Genomic DNA, 19,139 nt, shown 5'->3' with positions numbered 1-19,139 from the left:
CTTTAGTTGTTTTTAGTCGCATTTGTTTTAGCATCATATCCATACGGACAATGTCTGCAACCGCTCTCGCAACAATACCCGCGTTTTAAATGGTATTGCTCTGTAAAACAGCGATATCCTTCAGGTGTTAAGTAGTAATCACCGTCTTCTATTGGAATTATCTTCTTCATATCACAAAGATAACGTAAATTGGTGTACATTTTGAGATGTATAAATTATGATAATAGTATCTAAATTTTTAGTACCAAAGGGTTATACTGGAATGACCGTTTTTCCTTTTATTTTTTTAAAAAATAAAGGATTAAAACACAGTAAAACGCTTATTAATCATGAAAAAATTCATCTTAGACAACAATTAGAAATGTTAATACTACCGTTTTATATATGGTATGTGTTAGAGTTTTTAATACGTTATTATCAACATAAAAATTGGTTTTTAGCATATAAAAACTTGAGTTTTGAAAGAGAGGCGTATTGTAATGATACTAACTTAGTGTATTTAAAATCAAGACCATTTTGGCAATTTTTAAAGTATCTTAGCAAGCATGAAATTTAAGCCTGAACTTAGTGTCAATCAAAAAATAGAGCTTCCTTTTAAAAGTTCGGTCTCATTATACCTAAAACGTGAGGATTTAATACATCCTATAATTTCTGGAAATAAGTACAGAAAGTTAAAGTATAATATCGCTTTCGCTGAAAAACATAAGTATGATACCTTGCTTACTTTTGGTGGAGCTTTTTCTAATCATATCGCAGCTACTGCAGAAGCAGGTCGTGTATTTGGTTTTAAAACAATAGGCGTTATTAGAGGAGAAGAATTACGAGACAAGATTTTAGATAATCCTACATTGCGATTTGCACAAGATTGTGGTATGACGTTTAAGTTTATAAGTAGAGAGCATTTTAGGTTAAAATCTACACAGTCTATTATTGAAAAACTAAATAGAGAGTTTGGTGATTTTTATCAAATTCCGGAAGGTGGTACTAATGATTTGGCTGTAAAAGGTTGCAAAGAGATCTTAAATCAAGCTGATTTTGATTTTAATTATATCTGTTCTTCAGTTGGTACAGGTGGGACATTGGCAGGATTAATTAATGTCTCTAAACCAGAGCAACAAGTTTTAGGTTTTTCGGCTTTAAAAGGCGACTTTTTAAAAGAAGATATTAGTAAATTTGCAGCACAGTCCAATTGGAAGTTAGTTACCGATTATCATTTTGGAGGCTACGCTAAGATAAATGCAGATTTAGTTGCGTTTATTAATCAGTTTAAAGCGGAGCAACAAATAGCACTAGACCCAGTATATACAGGTAAACTGTTATTCGGAATTTTTGATTTAATTAAGAATGGGTATTTTGAGGACAATGCAAAAATACTTGCAATCCATACAGGTGGCTTGCAAGGAGTAGAAGGCATGAATAAAAGACTAAAAAAGAAACAACAACAATTAATATTATAGTAAATGAAAAAAATAATAGCCATTCTTTGTATTACACTCCTAATTGTGAGTTGTGGATCATCCAAGAAAACAACCACAAAAAAAGGAAAACAAAATACTGTTAAGGTTGATAGAAAGAAAAAGAAAGCTGAAAAAGAAACTGAAATCGTTGTTGTAGAAGAAGAAGCTATTACCGAAACTCCGGAAGTTTACGCAAATAAAACAGAAGAATATATTGCTATTTTTAGTGATATTGCTCAAAATGAAATGCGCAATTATCAAATACCTGCAAGTATAACATTAGCACAGGGAATTTTAGAATCAGGTTCTGGAAGTGGACGTTTGTCTGTAGAGGCTAATAATCATTTTGGAATTAAGTGTCACGAGTGGACAGGTGCTAAGATTTACCATGATGACGATGCATCTCAAGAATGTTTTAGAAAGTATAAAAACGCAAAATATAGTTTTAGAGATCACTCTTTGTTTTTGACGGAGCGTAAACGTTACTCTAAGTTATTTGAATTAGAAAAAGATGATTATGAAGGTTGGGCAAAAGGCTTAAGAGCAGCGGGCTATGCAACCGATAGAAAATATCCAAACAAGCTAATTAGCTTAATAGAGCGTTACCAGTTATATCGTTTTGATGCTGACGTTTTAGGTAAAGAATCAAAAGTTAGTGATAAACATGCTGTAGTAAAAGGAGACACATTGTATTCTATCTCTAGAAAATATAACATTTCTGTTACCGAATTAAAATCGTTGAATAGTTTAGATGGCAACGATTTATTTGTTGGACAGATTTTATTTGTAAAACCAATTCCAAAAGATTATTAAGGTTTATGATTTATAAACGTAGTAGTGCTTTGTTTGCTGAAGCAGAGAAAGTAATTCCTGGAGGTGTAAACTCTCCAGTCCGTGCATTTAAAGCAGTAGGTGGGACACCTGTTTTTGTTAAAGAAGCTAAAGGCGCTTATTTGTATGATGAAGATGGTAACCAATTAATAGATTATATCGCATCATGGGGACCAATGATTTTAGGTCACGCACACAAACCAGTGGTTGATGCAGTTATTGATAAAGCTAAAAAAGGAACCTCCTTTGGTATGCCTACTGAAATTGAAACCAAAATTGCTGAGTTAGCAGTATCAATGGTGCCTAATATTGATAAGATTCGTTTTGTTAATTCTGGAACAGAAGCTTGTATGAGTGCTGTTAGATTAGCAAGAGGGTATACTAATAAAGATAAGATTATCAAATTTGCTGGTTGTTATCATGGGCACTCTGATTCGTTTTTAATACAAGCGGGTAGTGGTGCAGTAACTTTTGGATCACCAAATAGTCCAGGAGTAACACAAGGTACGGCTAAAGATACATTGTTGGCTAAATACAACGATTTGGCCAATGTAGAAGCTTTAATTGAAGCTAACAAAAACGAAATTGCTTGTATTATAATAGAGCCAGTTGCTGGTAATATGGGATGTATTCCTCCAAAAGCAGGTTTTTTAGAAGGGTTAAGACAATTGTGTGATGCTAATAATATTTTATTGGTATTTGATGAGGTTATGACTGGATTTAGATTAGCTAAAGGTGGTGCTCAAGAATTATTAGGTATTAAAGCAGATATTGTGTGTTTTGGTAAAGTAATAGGAGGTGGTTTACCTGTAGGTGCTTTTGCAGCTAAGGCTGAAATTATGGATCATTTAGCGCCTTTAGGACCAGTATATCAAGCAGGAACATTAAGTGGTAATCCATTAGCTATGGCTGCGGGATTAGCAATGTTAGAAGAATTAAATACGGGTGATGTGTTTTCAAGTTTAGCTAAGAAAACGGAATACCTACATAAAGGTATCGCTGAGGTTTTAGAACGATTAAAAGTAACACATACTATAAACAGATTAGGATCTATGATGTCTGTGCATTTTAGTGAAGGTCAAGTTGTAGATTTTGAAACATCTGCTAAAGGAAACAACGAAACATTTAAAACTTTTTTCCATGGTATGCTTAATCAGGGTGTCTATTTAGCACCAAGTGCTTTTGAAAGTTGGTTTTTAAATGACGCACTTTCATACGAGGATTTAGATAAAACTATTGCAGCTTGTGAAGCTGTCTTTAGTTAATAGAAAATTTTAGACACTAAAAAAGCCGATTATAAATTTATAATCGGCTTTTTTTATATGTAGTATTACTAAATTATTCAGTTTCAGATTGACCTGATAATTCTAAATATTTAGTGTATTGTTCGCTGTTAAGTACTTCATTCATTTGAGAAGATAAACGATCGTTGATTTTCTTTTCTAACGCACTATACTCAGTCGTACCTGTTTCAAAAGAGCTGTTTAGCGTTTCTGATTTTGCATAAAATTCTTGGAATGCAGGATACATTAATTCTTGAGTAGGTTTGTTCGCTTTTAAAGCTTTACCAAGCTCAACCGTTTTTGTTAGTGCTGCAGTAGTGACTTCTGAACTAAATTTTTGTTGTGCGCTAGCAGTGTTAGTTGCTAAAAATAAACCAAATACAAAAAGACAAAGCGTAATTATTTTTTTCATTGTGTAAGAGTTAATTAATTATACTCTCAAAGTAACACTTTTAGTTTAATAATCGCAAATAAAAAAGACGCTGAATAGATAATCAGCGTCTTTTTTCCTTAAAATGTAAATATTTCTTAATTATTCATCAGTTTCAGTACTATTTTTCTCACCTTTTCCGTGTTTTCTTTCGCCTTTTTTATTATGCTTACGTCCATGGTTTCTTTTCATTTCTGATTTTTCCCACTTTTCATATTGGTCAGCATTTAAGATGTCCTTCATCTGCTTTTTAGTTGCTATTTGTGCATCTAATTTAGCATTCATTCTTTTAAGTTTTTCTTCTTTAGTTGGTTTTGCTTTTTCAGAATCTGCTTTTTTGTCTGCATGCTTTTTAAAGTGCTCTTTTCTTTGCTCTGCATTTTCTAAATTCAAAGCCATAACTTTTGTTTGTTGTGCTTCTGTCAAATCTAAATGCAAAGTCATTTTTTTAGTTTTTAACTCTGCCATTTCTTTTGGTTCAAGTTTCATGCGTTTTTCCAAACGTTCTTTTTTGTTTTCTTGGCGTTTTTCGCTACTGTTATCTTGTGCATTTGCCTGAAATGTAATTAAAGCTAATGCTAGTATTGCTAATTTTTTCATTTGTATCTTATTTTAAATTGTTATACTTCTAAGACCAGCTATTTTCCAAAAGGTTTAACAAGTGCTTGTTTTTTAGCTTTTAATTAACATTGGTTTTTGCCATTTCTATAAGTTCTAAAGTGATGGTGTATAGCGGTTTGTTTTCCATTTTACTTTTTAACCAAGCGTAAAAACTCATTACAAAAATATCTTCTTGTTGGGCATCAACCCAAATAAAAGCACTTTCTATTCTAGCTTTAAATGTTGTAGTGGTTACAATATTTGGGTCTTTAAAATATAATTCGACAAAGCTTAAATACGTGATAACTCGATTTTGATTAATTTGTTTTAAATAGGAGTAGTATTGACGTTTAAAACTGCGTAGTCTAGAGTCTACTAAATCGATGTGCTCTAATTCTATTTGTATTATAATGTCTATTAAGTTTTTTTTAATGACCCATTCTTTTCCTGCTTTAGTTTCGTAATAAGCATCGGTATGATAAAAGGTAGCCATAACTTGATTTGCTTTTTTATAGTCGTCATGTTGCACATGTGTCATTATTAAGCATAAGTGAATGTCTAATTGGCTTTCTATATCTTGATGTTTTAGTCTAGTGCTTTTTTCTAGTAAGGCAATAGCTTCTGTTTGTTGGTTTGTGTAATTAAATGTTAAACCTTTTAATAGGTTGTGTTTTAATATAAAGGTATTGAAGTGTTTTTTTTGATTGCTTTTTAATTGTATTTCCATTGCATTTAAGTACTGCGAAGCTTCGTCAAATTTCTTGTTCCTAAATAAAGTATTAGCAATCATATATAGTATTTGAATATGATAATAAGTTTGTTTTTCTCGATTTTTATATGATTTTAAAGTGGTGTAATGTTTTAATAAAAAGGATTCTATTTTATAATAGTCATTGGTTACAAAAGCAGATAAGCTAACAATACTTATAATTTGATATAGCGCTTTAAATGTAATAGCATTTTCTAAATTTATATTATGTTCTTCTAGAGTATTGTTTAGTAATGTTTCTAGATCTAAGACCACACCTTTATAGTTTATGTTGTTAAGTGTTTGTCTAATTTTCGCATATACTATATTTAGTTGGTCTTCTGTATAGGCATTATGTTGGTTATTTTTAAAAGCTGTAATATAATGTTCTAGTTTATCTTGTGGTTGTGAGTAGGAGTATTGAATTTTTGTGTGATAAATTTCATTCAAAATAGAAAACAAAGCATGTTCTATTGCTATTGTTTCAGCTTTAGCTAATAATTTATAGGCTGTTTTATATTGCTTTTTGGTAAGGCAGGCTCTAGCAGTGATTAGTAGTTTTATTAATTGCATTTCTACAGTACTCTCGTCTGCCAGATGTTTGTTGGCTATAAAATCTATAACAGATTGATATAAGCGTTTTCTTAAAGCATGATATGCTCCTTTTTTCTGACTACCATAAAGTGTATTACAAATGGTAAATGTGTCCAAGTCTTTATCTTGAAGTAACTTGTAGAGTTGTATGTTTTTGGTATCGCTTCTTTTGTTCTTTTTTTCTAGAAACGTTATAAACTGTTGTTGTTCTTCATTAGAAAATGTAGAAATTAAGCTGTTTAAATCGGTCATTTAATCGTCATTATTTGGTTAAAAATAGCCTTTTAAACAAGAATAACTCTATTTTTTATCTAAAATATATCGTCAGTTTTATTTTAAATCTGTTTTTATATAACTGTTTACCCGTTGCATCTTTGTCGTGTAATCAACAAATCAAAACATCATGAAAACATTTTTTAAAGCAACACTTATCGTTTTATTTTTTAGCGTCTTACTAGCTAACAGAATGGAGATTCAGAATTATTTAATAGACAGCTATCAATCTTATGTAGCAGATTTAAGTAGTCATACAGGAAGTAAGGTGAGTTATTTAGGAGTCTAAAGTAAATTAGTTTTATACGTCTTATCAAATTAGAGACATAATGTCTCAAACTTTATTTAAACAATAATTATCAAAAACAAAATATTATGGATTATCAAACAACAGTTTCAATCAATGAAGACCAAAAGTCTAAAAAGCCTAAAAAAAAGGCAACAACATATAATACAAAACCTACGCCAGCATTTGTAGGAGCGTCTTGGACAGCTTTATGTCTTGGTATGGTTTCGTATTGTATTGGATTATGGAATGCAAATATGCTTCTAAATGAAAAAGGGTATTATTTTACTATCTTGCTTTTTGGATTATTCTCTGTAATATCTGTACAGAAATCAGTGAGAGATAAGCTAGAAAATGTACCAGTAACAGAAATTTATTACGGTATAAGTTGGTTTACGTCTGTTGCAGCAATCGCATTATTAGTTATTGGATTGTGGAATGCAGATCTAGAACTTAGCGAAAAAGGGTTTTATGGTATGTCATTTACCTTAAGTCTTTTTGCAGCTATTGCAGTGCAAAAAAATACGCGAGATATCGCCTTTTTATCAAATGAGAAAACAGACAATGTTTAATATTTTGTTTTGATGATTGGTTAATGTGATGGTTAACCTAAAGCCTCGTGACGTATGTTACGAGGTTTTTAATCAAAATTGAATTAATTAAAACCATTAAAAATGAGTACGAAATTTATAAATACATTACCAGAATTAATAACAAATCAGATAATATCTGAAGACACTGCATTACGAATAGAACGTTACTTTGAGTCTAAAGAAGCCGAAGCGCCTCATAAGTTATTTGTAGTATTTGGTATTTTAGGATCTTTATTAATAGGGTCTGGAATAATATTACTATTTGCCCATAATTGGGAATATTTGCCTAAGATGATCAAAACGGTATTGGCTTTTATCCCTTTAATCATTGGGCAATTGCTAGTTGGTTTTTCTATTTTTAAAAAGAAGAGTCAGACATGGAAAGAAGCATCAGGTGTCTTTCTGTTTTTTGGAGTAGGAGCTGCAATTGCTTTAATTGGTCAGATTTATAATGTGCCAGGCAATTTAGAAGGCTATTTATTAACATGGATTGCGCTATGTTTACCTTTAGTTTATTTGCTTAAATCAAAAGTGTTAGTAATATTACATCTTGTTTTTGCAACTTATTATACTTGTTTAGTCGGGTATTTTGGTAATGGACAGATACCATGGTTGTATTTGGTTATGTTAGTTGGTGTACTTCCTTTTTATTACAACGTCATTAAAAATGAAGCAGCTTCTAATGGGTTTTCTTTACTTAATTGGTTATTCCCATTAAGTTTGACCATTACATTTGGGGCTTTTTTAGATGTTTCAAGCAGTATATTGTATCTGGTTTTTATATTGTTTTTTGGGTTGCTTTACAATATTGGGCAATTACCTTATTTAAAAATTCTAAAACTTAGAAAAAACGGTTACTTAGCAATTGGATCTCTTGGTGTAGTTGTTACACTTCTTTTAGCTTCTTTTCATAGATATTGGTCGGGAGACTTTAATTATGAGTATTACAGTGCATCAAATTTTTACGTTCCAATACTTTTGATCACACTTACAGTAGTAACTCTAGTCTATAGTCACATAAAAGATAGCTTAAAACCATTTAACTTGTTTAGATATGTATTTGCATTATATTTAATTGTTTTTATTGTTAGTAGTTATTATGCAACTGCGGGATTAGTATTAATTAACTTTTTAATACTTGGTTTAGGTATTACAACAGTAAAGACGGGAGTGGATAAATATCATTTCGGAATCTTAAACTATGGTTTACTTATTATAACCGCTTTAATTAGTTTTAGGTTTTTTGATACAAACATGAGCTTTGTTATTCGAGGCTTATTATTCATAACTATAGGAGTCGGTTTCTTTAGCGCAAATTACGTCATGCTTAAAAAGCAGAGATCAAATCAAAACAAATCTTTAAACAATTAAGATGAAAACAATATATCTATTTATACTTTTTGTGGTTTTGGCTTTAATTCAATTAAGTGTGCCAGCTACCATGGTTTTTAAAAACCAATCTGTTTTAAATTCAGGAACAGCTTATAAATTTAGAACACGCCCTATTGATCCAACAGATCCTTTTAGAGGGAAGTACATTACGCTGTCTTTTGACATGAACAATGCTGTCACAGCAGATACATTATGGCAAAATCGTAGTGATATTTATGTGTATCTAAAAACGGATAGTTTAGGTTATGCTGCTGTAAAATCGGTAAGTCCATTTAAAACAAATACTGATGACGATTTTGTAATTGCTCAAACTTATGGCTATTACCAAAAAAGTAATGTTATTGACTTTATGTTACCTTTTGATAGGTTTTATATGGAAGAAAGTAAAGCGTATCCAGCCGAAATGGCTTATAGAAAAGCGAGCAGACAAGGTTTGTCAAATAATACTTATGCATTGGTCTATGTTAAAAACGGATATTCTGTTTTAGAAGATGTGTTTATTAATGACGTACCAATAGGGACTTATGTCGAGTTGCAAAAGACGACTGATTAATTGATTTTTTTACTATATATAACGGTGTTTAGAGTTGTTGTATAGTATCATAATTACATTAATTTATGTTGTAAAGAGTTGATTAAGAGTGTGTTTGTTGCTATTTTGTGTTTTTTGACCTATAAAAACAACCAATCATCGAATTTCAAATAACATTAAGAGTTTTGAATTGGTAAATAGTTGTTAGTGTACTAATTTTATTACAAGATAATTAAGTACACAGACCTATGACGTTTTCAAATTTGATGATATTTTTAATTTTAGCACTTGTAATTGTAGTAATTATAAGAAGCCTTGGCGTTATGTCTAAAATTAAAACATCAAGACAAATGGGGATAAAACTTTCTAATAGAAATTGGTACTATAAATTCTTATCTAAAAATTTTCTAAAGAATTTACCCTCATAAATAGACACTAGAACAAAAAAAAGGAACTACAGTTATGTAGTTCCTTTTTTTGTTTAAACCAATTTGGTTATTTGTAGTAGTTAAACAACTTCTACAAATAGTCCATCATCAGTTTTGTTTACTTTGGCAACGCCTAATTTGGTTAAACCTTTTATAGTTTTATCCCACTTCTTATTACTTAATCCAGATTGCTCTTTAAGTGCGTTTAATTCTATTGGACTAGTCGTTTTTAATAAAGCAAGTACCGCTTTTTCTTCCTCATTCATTGGTGCTGCTTTCTTTTCAGGTCGCATTTGAGGGAAAAATAATACTTCTTGTATAGATTGATTATTCGTTAAAAACATAATTAATCTATCCATTCCAATTCCCATTCCAGATGTTGGAGGCATACCGTACTCTAAAGCACGTAAAAAGTCTTCATCTATAAATTCTGTTGCTTCATCATCACCTTTAGCTGCCAATTTTAATTGGTGCTCAAAACGTTGACGCTGGTCTATTGGGTCATTAAGTTCAGAATAAGCATTTGCTATTTCTTTACCACAAACCATAAGTTCAAAACGTTCCGTTAATTCAGGGTTTTCTCTGTGTTCTTTACATAATGGACTCATTTCTTTTGGATAGTCCGTAATAAATGTAGGTTGGATGTAGTTTCCTTCACATTTTTCACCAAAAATTTCATCAATCAGCTTTCCTTTACCCATGGTTGCGTCTACGGTAATGCCCATGCCTTTTGCTGCTGTTCTTATTTCGTCTTCTGTTTTTCCTGTAATATCAAATCCAGTAAAGTGCTTAATAGAGTCTGCCATAGTAACTCTTGCATAAGGTGCTTTAAAGTCTATTTTATGATCTCCAAAAGTAGCTTCAGATGTTCCGTTTACGGCTATAGCACAATGTTCTAGAAGTTGTTCGCAAAAGTCCATCATCCAATTGTAGTCTTTGTAGGCTACATAAATTTCCATTGCTGTAAATTCTGGATTGTGTGTTCTGTCCATTCCTTCATTACGGAAGTTTTTAGAAAACTCATAAACACCATCAAAACCACCAACAATTAATCGTTTTAGGTATAACTCATTAGCAATACGCATATATAATGGTATGTCTAAACTGTTATGGTGTGTAATAAAAGGTCTTGCAGCTGCTCCACCAGGAATTGGTTGTAATATTGGTGTTTCTACTTCAAAATAACCTGAGTCATTAAAAAAGCTACGCATAGCATTAAATAACTTAGTACGTTTTATAAAAACATCTTTAACATGTGGGTTTACAGCTAAGTCAGCATAACGTTGTCTGTAACGCATTTCTGGGTCTGTAAACGCATCGTATGTTTTTCCGTCTTTTTGTTTTGGAATTGGTAGTGGTTTTAAAGATTTACTTAGTAAAGAAAACCCTTTAACTAATATTGTTTTTTCTCCAACTTGTGTTGTAAACAATTCACCTTCAATACCAACAAAATCTCCTAAGTCTAGTAATTTTTTAAAGACAACATTATATTGGTCTTTATCCTCTCCAGGACAAATTTCGTCTCTGTTAAAATATAACTGTATACGTCCTTCAGAATCTTGTAATTGTGCAAAAGATGCTTTTCCTTGAATGTTAATTGCCATCAATCTACCAGCAACAACTACCTGTTTGCCTTCTTTGAATTCCTGTTTAATCTGTTTAGAATTGTCAGAAACAGGATATAAATCTGCTGGATAAGGGTTGATACCTAACTCGCGTAATTTTGCAAGTTTTTCTCTACGTACGAGCTCTTGCTCAGATAATTGTGACATAGTTTTATTGTAAAAAAAAATTAAGGCACAAAGATAAGCGTTTGTAACAAAAAATAAGTGATAACATCAAATAAGTACAACATCAAACAATTAAATTTTTTATTAGTTATATCAAGTGTTTTTTGCACCTTGTTATATAACGACTTAAAAACACTGTTTGTATTGGTGTTAATTAAATAAGGATTGTATTTTGAGTATCATTAACGCTCTGACTGGTTGCTGTAATTTCGGGATGTGTAATATTCAATAATCTTGAAAGATATATTGTATCTTTGTACCATTAATTTTGTTATGAATAAAACGATACAACTACAGGATTTAGGGACAAAAGACTTTAAAGAAACTTGGGATTACCAAGAGCAACTATTTAAAGGGATTTTAGATACTAAAATAAAAAATAGAAGAGAAGCTGCGGGTTTAGAAACAGATAATTTCTTTCTGTTTGTGGAGCATCCTCATGTATATACTTTAGGGAAGAGTGGTGATATGTCTAACTTGTTGTTAAATGAAGACCAACTAAAAGCTAAAGGTGCTACATTTTATAAAATAAACAGAGGGGGAGATATTACATATCATGGTCCTGGTCAAATTGTAGGATATCCTATTTTAGATTTGGATAATTTTTTTACTGATATACATAAGTATTTACGTTTTTTAGAAGAGGTAATTATTTTAACCTTGGATGAATACGGTATAAGAGCTACTCGAAGCGAAGGCGAAACAGGTGTTTGGCTTGACGTTGGAACACCTTTTGCACGTAAAATTTGTGCTATGGGTGTTAGAGCAAGTCGATGGGTGACTATGCACGGATTTGCACTTAACGTGAATGCTAACCTAGGGTATTTTGATAATATTATTCCTTGTGGTATTAGAGGTAAAGCAGTAAGTTCTTTAAATGTAGAACTTGGTGTTAAAGAAGTAGATGAAGCAGAAGTAAAAGCAAAAATATTAAAACACTTTAGTGAAATGTTTGAGGCTGAGTTTAGGCAATAATAATTACTATATACCCTAAGTATGGTTATGTATCAAAACCAAACTTAGGGTATTAGAAATTAGTTTTAAAGTATTATGCTTCAGCATTAAAAAACACTTTATAGTAGTGCATTTTTTTCTCTTCGTCATAACCGCGTTCTAAATATTCTTGCGCAGCATCGGGAGAATCTATATCTAATTTAATTTGGATGTTAGTATCCAATTTAATGTCTGTTTTAATTTTCTTTTTATCCTTCTTAACTACAGCTTCAGCAAGATCAAATTGATTTCTTAATAATACATTTTGTTCTCCTTCATATTCTTTTTTGAAATCTTCAAATAACTGTATGTGATTTTCTTCAGTAAAGACTTCTTCTTTAAAACGTTCAACGTTTATAATTTCGTTCTCCTTAAAATAGTCGATTGTTTTTGCTAAAAAGATATTACGTTCTTGTTCTCCAAAACTTGTCTTTAAAATCTCAGTAGAAAACTCACTGCACATATCTAAGTAGTTATGTGTGTGATTATTCATATCATCAGCATATTTTATGTTTAGAAAACGATCTAACCAATATTGTGCATCATAACTGTTGTTGTCGACACTCAAAATAATGTTACCTTCCATGTCCGTTTGATTTAAAATCAAACACCCTTTGTCAACTTTTTTGGACGAGATTCCTTTTTGTACTAAAACGTCATAGCTACTATCTTCTAAAAAGGTTTGAAAGAAATTTGTTTTGTTTTCAATTTTAAATATTCCAATAGCATTGGTAACCATTTCTTTGTATTCAATACCTTCAAAAACAGCAACCAAAACATCTCCGGTTTTTATTTGTGCAGAATTACTTTGTTCAAACAAATGCTTAACTATGTTTTTAGACATCTCGACAAATGCATCATCGTCATTAAAGATTTGTTTACTGTAAGAGTTAATCTCGTTAAGCTCCACATTGGCGTGGTGATTAAATCGGTAACTCTGGACAACGCTTCCAAATGGCCTTAGTAAAAAGGGTAGCATAAGCTCATAACTCTCTTCGTCAAAATGAACTTCTTTCTCAGAAAATGCATTTTTTGTGTCGTTATGTTTGTTACCAACTTTGTGAATTATAAATTTTGAAATGGTAGCGAGTTTACGTGTAATCATCTTTAAAATTGAAGTTTGTATTCAGTTACAATGTTACTAAATTAAGCAGAAATAATGCGTAAAAAAACCGAAGACTTTGCTTCGGTTTTTAATAATCTTAATTTTAAATACTTAGTTTATTTTGTAAACTAGTATAGAATTATTTTCGCCTTTAGTAACAAACTCTAAATTAGAATCTTTGTCAATGTTCTTTAAATCTATAGCAGATGTGCCATAAACAGGAAAGTTGTCTTGCAACACACCATTGCTATCATAAAGTAGTACTTTTTGAGTTTGTTTATCCGTAGTGGAAATGTATATTTTATTGTCTATCAAAAATAACTGAGCAGGGGTATAGGTTCCAAAGTCTAACTCTAAAGTGTGATCTTTAATGTTTAATAAGTTATTACTTTGAGAAACTAGTGTTTTTGTAGTAGAAACTAGACTATTATTATCTGTTAGGTTTTTATCCATTACAGATACGGCGCCTTTAGTGGTTATTGTTGCTAGTTTTCCTTCTTTTGTTGTTGTTATAAAATCAGAATTATAATCAAAAACAGGTTGATTAGAATAGTTTAAGTTTGTTTTAGGTGTAACTCTAGTTTTACCTCGTCTATCCAGAATATATAATTTATGCTCTGTTTTAAATACTAAATAATCTTTTCTGCCAATCCTAATATGTTGTGGTTGACTATTAAAATCTTCTTTTGCAGATTTAAAATTAAAACCTTTGACCTTTTTTCCTCTTCCGTCATATAGTAATACGTTTTTACCTTGAGTAACAAACAGTCTGTATTTTTTTCGTTTATCGTAATCAAAAACAGATAATGGTTGTGTGATTTGGTCTGAAAACTTCATCGGGAATGGCTTGACATCATTCCCATTTCGGTCCAATACATAAACACGGTTTGGAGTTGCGAAGGCATATTGCAAGCGTCCATTTTTATACATATCTATCTGTTCAATACGACCTAGAACAGGGCCATGTAGTTGTTTTTTCCAAAGTATTTTTCCGTCATTAGTTATCAAATACAGCTTATTTGTGACATCCTGAACAATAATATTTTGTTGCTTAGTGCGATAGTTTTTTACAAATTGAGGTGTGTTAAGTACGTCATTATCAAGTTTGATGTTAAATATTTCGGTAATAGAATTTTCAGCAACCGTATTTTTGCTTTGTTTTATTATGGCATTAAAATGCGCGAAATCACCATCGTATATAAATTGAAAAGCTGAACTTTTATATTTACTAAAATCTAAATCCTGCTTTGTGTTTAGATTAGAGGTTACCAATTGTTCTAAATTGGTTGGATTTAAGACTTGCAGTATAGAGGATTGACTACTTAATCCTGCGCTAATATCTTTATAATAGGGACGATCGTTTAATGTGGTTTGATTCTGGTAATTAATTATTACATTTTCTAAAGCATCTGTGTTTGATGCAAAAATTATAAACTGATTAATTATGCAGTATTTTGTTGCTTTATCTAAAGTAATAAATGGTTTTAATTGCTCTTTAAATAAGTCTGGTTTAGAAAATTTGTAAAGATTTACACCTCTAAAATCTTCTATCTTTTCTTGCTCACTTAACAGTGCTTCTTTTGTAGCAATGACATCAATCGTGTTGAGTACAACAACACTAGTAGTGTCAGTATAAAGTTCTCCAAATTCAATAATATTGTCAAAAAGGGTAGTGTTTTTAGTAATAGTATCTACTGTATTAAAGCGGTCTAAGTTGTCTTTAAAAACACTAAACTCATTAAAAGTGATACTCAAAAAACCATCGCTATTAGAAGGTGTGATTTGCGCTAGTTGATTATCTTGTGGTAGAGTATTTTTAAAAACATTAATTAAACTAGAGCTGTCGGTTGCTTTTGTAATTCCGGTTAACACTAATTCATTTTGACTAACTTCTGTGTCAAAAGTTAGGTTGTTTGTTAGTGTCTTAAAAGGAATCGTGGTGTTTTTAAAAATGTGTTTTAAACTACCGTTGTTTAAATACACAGAAAACGAAGCATCTTTATCTTGAGTTTGTATTATTTTTTTTACTGAAGCATTTTTAGTGTTTCCATTAAATAAATCTTCTAAATGGCTAGTGTTGTTAGATCCTATTAATAAATCACCTTGTTTCGAAACATATATTATTTGTTTGTCAATGTTTACTTTTTCAACAGCTAGACCTTTTAATTGATAGGGCTCACGCGTAATTTTAAGGCTGTCTAAAGTAAATACTGAATCCGTTAATTTGGTTACAAAACTATAAGTTAGACTGTCTTTTTGGTCCTTAAATAAGTTAATGTAAAAAGGTTGTTGGCTTTTTATTTGGTTTAAAAAATTTAAGGTCTCAGTAAAGGTCTTGTAGTGTTCTGTTTTAGATAAAGATTCAATAAAATTGTTGTTACCAGTGTTGCTCTTAAAATTGTCTAAATTATTAATAGTTAAAACAAAATCAGAATCAGCATAAATAAAGTCTTCCATTGTGTTTTTTTCTGGTGCAGATTCACAAGAAAAAATCAATAAAATTATAAGAAAACTATACCAAGAGTGTTTCATAAAAGGCGTCATATTTATACAAATATAGTAAGTTACAGTTCTAATTTCAATTGTTCGGGTAATAGTCTAAAGGATTTTCTGTGGTATTTTGTGGCACCATATTTTCTAATGGCTTCTCTGTGTTGTTTTGTGGGGTAGCCCTTATTTTGTTTCCAGTTATACATCGGAAATTCTTCATGGATTTTATTCATGTATTCATCACGGTATGTTTTTGCTAAAACGGATGCTGCAGCAATACTCATATATTTACCGTCTCCTTTAATAATGGTTTCTGAAGGGATGTCCTTATAAGGTTTAAATCTATTACCATCAACAATTATAAATTCAGGTGTTTTTGGCATGGCTTCAATTGCGTTGTGCATAGCCAAAATAGAAGCGTTTAATATGTTTATCTCGTCAATAGTATCTTCATAAACATGGCTGAAACCAAAACATAGGGCTTGTTCCTCAATTATTGGACGCAATAAATCTCTTTTTTTTTCGCTAATTTGTTTAGAGTCATTTAATATGGCATTTTTAAATCTAGGTTTCAAAATTACTGCAGCAGCAGTAACAGGACCAGCAAGACAACCGCGACCAGCTTCATCTGTTCCGCACTCTAATTTATGTTTTGTATATTTTAACTTAAGCATTAAATAAAAATGAAGGTTTAACGTTATACTATATTCAATTTTGTGCCTTTCTTGACAGAAAGCACAAAACCATAAAGATATTTGCTATTTTTGGCAAAAATAAATGTTTCAGATTTAAATTAAAGGTCTAAAATAGTCACCATTTAATGAAAAAAATAATTTTCTCTTTTCTTTTAACCGCTTTTGTAAGCATAGCTTATGCTCAAAAGCCTACACTTAAAAAATCTTTAAACTCAGATTCTAGTGTAAACGCATCTAATACGCAAGATAGCACTAAGTCTAAAAGATCAAACACAAATAAAAGCGAAAAGCAAAAAGCAATAATCTCAGAGTATTTGATTATTTCTTCAACAAGAGACACAACTTATCTAGATACAACGTTAAGTATTAATAAGGAGTATAAATATAATTATTTAAGACGTGATAATTTTGGGCTAATGCCATTTGCTAACGTTGGACAAACATATAATAGTCTAACATATAATTTTGAAAACACCAATCAACTTCCTGGATTTGGAGCAAGGTCTAAACATTTTAATTACCTAAATGCAGACGATGTTAATTACTATCATGCACCAACACCACTAACAGAACTTTTTTTTAAAACAGCATTCACCCAAGGCCAGCAGTTAGATGCATTCTTTACAACAAATACATCAAGACAATTTAATTTGTCAATAGGGTATAAGGGATTGAGATCATTAGGTTTCTATCAAAACTCATTAAGTAGTTCTGGTAATTTAAGGATTACAGCAAGCTATAAAACAAAAAATAAAAGGTATGTTTTAAACACGCATTTTACATCTCAAGATATATTAAATCAAGAAAATGGTGGATTAAAAGACGATAATATAGCATTTTTCGAATCCGGAGATCCCGATTTTGATGACAGGGGAGTCTTAGAAGTTAATTTTGAAGATGCAGAAAACCTGTTATTAGGTAAGCGTTTTTATTTAAACCATAGCTATGATTTAGTACAAGCAAAGGATTCAGTAAGTTCAAACAAAATCCAACTAGCACATGTTATGACGTTAGAGGATAAAATTTATACCTACGATCAAACAACAGCCAACACAGATTATTTCGGAGACTCCTTTCAAACTAGTAATATAAAGGACAGAACAGAGCTAGAGCAATTTACCAATCAACTACAATTAAACTATAGTAATTCAACATTAGGTAACATTCAATTTAATGCGACTCACAATAATTACAATTACGGTTATAATAAAATTGTGCTTCTTGATCAAAATGTAATTCCTAATAGATTAAAAGGAGATGTTTTATCTGTAGGAGCAAAATATAATAAGCAATACAAAGGATTTAATTTAAGAGGAGATGCAGGATTAAATGTGTCTGGAGATTTTGACGGAAACTATATTTCCGGTACAGCGTCTTATCTGTTAAATAAAGATATTAAAGTGTCTGCAAGTATTAACCATAATTCGGTTGCTCCAAATTTCAACACCCTATTATTTCAAAGTAGTTACAAAAACTATAACTGGCGCAATCAATTTGACAATATAAAAACACAACAATTAGTATTTAAGGTGCAGTCTAATAAATACGCAAATTTAACCCTGGACTTAAATACAATAAACGACTACGTGTATTTTGCAAAAAACGACGAGGATGGTGTCAAAGCATTTCAAAGTACAAACCCGATAACGTATTTAAAAGTTAAGCTTCAAAAGGAAATTAGGTATAAAAACATAGCATTAGACAATACCGTACTATATCAAAACGTAAAAGACGATTCAAATGTCTTAAACGTTCCGCAAATAGTAACCCGAAACACGCTTTACTATTCAAACCATATATTTAAAAAAGCAATGTTTTTGCAAACAGGAGTAATATTCAATTACTTCTCAGCATATAATATGGACGCCTACGATCCGTTAATAGCAGAGTTCTATACTCAAAACAATCAAGAGCTAGGAGGGTTTCCTAGGTTAGACTTTTTTGTTAACGCAAAAATTAGACAAACTAGAGTGTATTTAAAAGCAGAGCATTTCAATGCACTATTTTCAGATCCTACATATTACTCAGCACCAAACCAACCATTCCGTGATTTTGCAATACGTTTCGGTTTAGTGTGGAATTTCTTTTTGTAATATAATCAGGGCGTTACCCAAAGGGTCGGGCTATCACTACTCGCTTTTTTTTTGCAAATCATATACCTTATATATGGTGTAGTATTTAAAATAATCAAAAGTCATATTACTATAAAGTATATAAAAAAAAAGAGCTCAAACAGACCGTTCTATCCCTAACGCGTTGCAAATCAATAAACAATATTCAATACAGCTAACATTTGTAATCTTGAGGTAATTCAATCTTTAAAAAACAATTAAAAAATATAGTATTGTAACAGGCTAAGCACAAAGGATTAAAGGCAGATGTTATCTTTAAATTAAAAAAAGATTACCAAAAGGGTTGTGGGAACCAAAAAGGCTTGTATATTTGCACCGCGAAAACGACGTAACTATATTAGGTTATTTAGTGATTAAGACAACGTTCAAAGAGTTATTATAACAGTGATATAAAAAAAGATTCAAATCTTTTTAAATAAAGCTTGTGGGATTTAAAAAAGCGAATTATATTTGCACCCGCTTAAGGAAATAACATCTTAAGAGACAG

Annotated in this window: 18 protein-coding genes; 10 read left to right on the top strand and 8 right to left on the bottom strand. The window is 31.0% G+C overall.

Going from position 1 to position 19,139, the window contains the following annotated elements; translation table 11 throughout:
• Positions 1–2: 2 nt before the first annotated feature.
• On the bottom strand, positions 3–170 hold the full coding sequence (locus BMZ09_RS16230; RefSeq protein ID WP_157823449.1) for a C1orf53 family protein: 168 nt from the start codon (positions 168–170) through the stop codon (positions 3–5).
• 47 nt (positions 171–217) lie between these two features.
• On the opposite strand from BMZ09_RS16230, the gene BMZ09_RS15720 reads away from it, so the two are divergent.
• The 4 genes from BMZ09_RS15720 to hemL are packed head-to-tail and all read left to right on the top strand — an operon-like array spanning position 218 to position 3,553.
• Positions 218–556 carry a hypothetical protein gene (locus tag BMZ09_RS15720; RefSeq protein WP_090842423.1) on the top strand — a complete coding sequence of 113 codons (339 nt, stop codon included), beginning with the start codon at positions 218–220 and terminating at the stop codon, positions 554–556.
• Entirely contained in the window at positions 546–1,457 is a 912-nt protein-coding gene (locus tag BMZ09_RS15715; protein WP_090842421.1) for a 1-aminocyclopropane-1-carboxylate deaminase/D-cysteine desulfhydrase, read from the top strand. Before BMZ09_RS15720 ends, BMZ09_RS15715 begins: the two co-directional genes overlap by 11 nt.
• Positions 1,458–1,460: 3 nt before the next feature.
• On the top strand, positions 1,461–2,270 hold the full coding sequence (locus tag BMZ09_RS15710; RefSeq protein ID WP_090842419.1) for a glucosaminidase domain-containing protein: 810 nt from the start codon (positions 1,461–1,463) through the stop codon (positions 2,268–2,270).
• A gap of 5 nt (positions 2,271–2,275) precedes the next feature.
• On the top strand, positions 2,276–3,553 hold the full coding sequence (gene hemL / locus BMZ09_RS15705) for a glutamate-1-semialdehyde 2,1-aminomutase (RefSeq protein WP_090842417.1): 1,278 nt from the start codon (positions 2,276–2,278) through the stop codon (positions 3,551–3,553).
• Positions 3,554–3,626: 73 nt separating this feature from the next.
• Here the strand turns inward: hemL and BMZ09_RS15700 are convergent, their stop codons facing one another.
• From BMZ09_RS15700 to BMZ09_RS15690, 3 genes are all read right to left on the bottom strand, one after another.
• Positions 3,627–3,983, bottom strand: coding sequence for a hypothetical protein (locus BMZ09_RS15700; RefSeq protein ID WP_090842414.1), 357 nt, complete (start codon positions 3,981–3,983; stop codon positions 3,627–3,629).
• A gap of 120 nt (positions 3,984–4,103) precedes the next feature.
• Positions 4,104–4,601, bottom strand: coding sequence for a DUF4890 domain-containing protein (locus BMZ09_RS15695; RefSeq protein ID WP_090842410.1), 498 nt, complete (start codon positions 4,599–4,601; stop codon positions 4,104–4,106).
• Positions 4,602–4,680: 79 nt separating this feature from the next.
• Positions 4,681–6,195: a tetratricopeptide repeat protein gene (locus BMZ09_RS15690; RefSeq protein WP_090842408.1), complete on the bottom strand. Its 1,515-nt coding sequence runs from the start codon at positions 6,193–6,195 to the stop codon at positions 4,681–4,683.
• A 151-nt stretch (positions 6,196–6,346) separates the two neighbouring features.
• Between BMZ09_RS15690 and BMZ09_RS16225 the strand changes: the two genes are divergently transcribed.
• From BMZ09_RS16225 to BMZ09_RS15675, 4 genes are all read left to right on the top strand, one after another.
• Positions 6,347–6,505, top strand: coding sequence for a hypothetical protein (locus tag BMZ09_RS16225; protein ID WP_157823448.1), 159 nt, complete (start codon positions 6,347–6,349; stop codon positions 6,503–6,505).
• 86 nt (positions 6,506–6,591) lie between these two features.
• Entirely contained in the window at positions 6,592–7,074 is a 483-nt protein-coding gene (yiaA, locus tag BMZ09_RS15685; RefSeq protein WP_090842406.1) for an inner membrane protein YiaA, read from the top strand.
• A gap of 102 nt (positions 7,075–7,176) precedes the next feature.
• Positions 7,177–8,466, top strand: a complete 1,290-nt coding sequence (locus BMZ09_RS15680) for a DUF2157 domain-containing protein (protein ID WP_090842403.1) — start codon at positions 7,177–7,179, stop codon at positions 8,464–8,466.
• A gap of 1 nt (position 8,467) precedes the next feature.
• On the top strand, positions 8,468–9,040 hold the full coding sequence (locus tag BMZ09_RS15675) for a GDYXXLXY domain-containing protein (protein ID WP_090842401.1): 573 nt from the start codon (positions 8,468–8,470) through the stop codon (positions 9,038–9,040).
• Between the two features lie 487 nt (positions 9,041–9,527).
• Here BMZ09_RS15675 and lysS read toward each other — a convergent pair whose 3' ends face one another.
• Entirely contained in the window at positions 9,528–11,219 is a 1,692-nt protein-coding gene (lysS, locus tag BMZ09_RS15670) for a lysine--tRNA ligase (protein WP_090842399.1), read from the bottom strand.
• A gap of 291 nt (positions 11,220–11,510) precedes the next feature.
• On the opposite strand from lysS, the gene lipB reads away from it, so the two are divergent.
• A complete protein-coding gene (gene lipB / locus BMZ09_RS15665) occupies positions 11,511–12,212 on the top strand; it encodes a lipoyl(octanoyl) transferase LipB (protein ID WP_090842397.1) in 702 nt (233 codons plus the stop codon).
• A 73-nt stretch (positions 12,213–12,285) separates the two neighbouring features.
• Here lipB and BMZ09_RS15660 read toward each other — a convergent pair whose 3' ends face one another.
• From BMZ09_RS15660 to BMZ09_RS15650, 3 genes are all read right to left on the bottom strand, one after another.
• The gene (locus BMZ09_RS15660; RefSeq protein ID WP_090842395.1) at positions 12,286–13,335 is read right to left on the bottom strand and encodes a nucleoid-associated protein; all 1,050 of its coding nucleotides are present in this window, start codon (positions 13,333–13,335) and stop codon (positions 12,286–12,288) included.
• Positions 13,336–13,446: 111 nt separating this feature from the next.
• The gene (locus BMZ09_RS15655; protein ID WP_245741160.1) at positions 13,447–15,792 is read right to left on the bottom strand and encodes a DUF3352 domain-containing protein; all 2,346 of its coding nucleotides are present in this window, start codon (positions 15,790–15,792) and stop codon (positions 13,447–13,449) included.
• A gap of 107 nt (positions 15,793–15,899) precedes the next feature.
• Positions 15,900–16,499 carry a ribonuclease HII gene (locus tag BMZ09_RS15650; RefSeq protein WP_090842391.1) on the bottom strand — a complete coding sequence of 200 codons (600 nt, stop codon included), beginning with the start codon at positions 16,497–16,499 and terminating at the stop codon, positions 15,900–15,902.
• Between the two features lie 146 nt (positions 16,500–16,645).
• Between BMZ09_RS15650 and BMZ09_RS15645 the strand changes: the two genes are divergently transcribed.
• Positions 16,646–18,613 (top strand): putative porin, encoded by a 1,968-nt coding sequence (locus BMZ09_RS15645; RefSeq protein WP_090842388.1) that lies wholly within the window; start codon positions 16,646–16,648, stop codon positions 18,611–18,613.
• The last annotated feature ends 526 nt before the right edge of the window (positions 18,614–19,139 follow it).

Source organism: Olleya namhaensis (assembly GCF_900114005.1).
Classification (GTDB): domain Bacteria; phylum Bacteroidota; class Bacteroidia; order Flavobacteriales; family Flavobacteriaceae; genus Olleya; species Olleya namhaensis.
The sequence above is the reverse complement of the archived record's forward strand: the minus strand, read 5'-3'. Positions and strand labels throughout refer to the sequence as shown.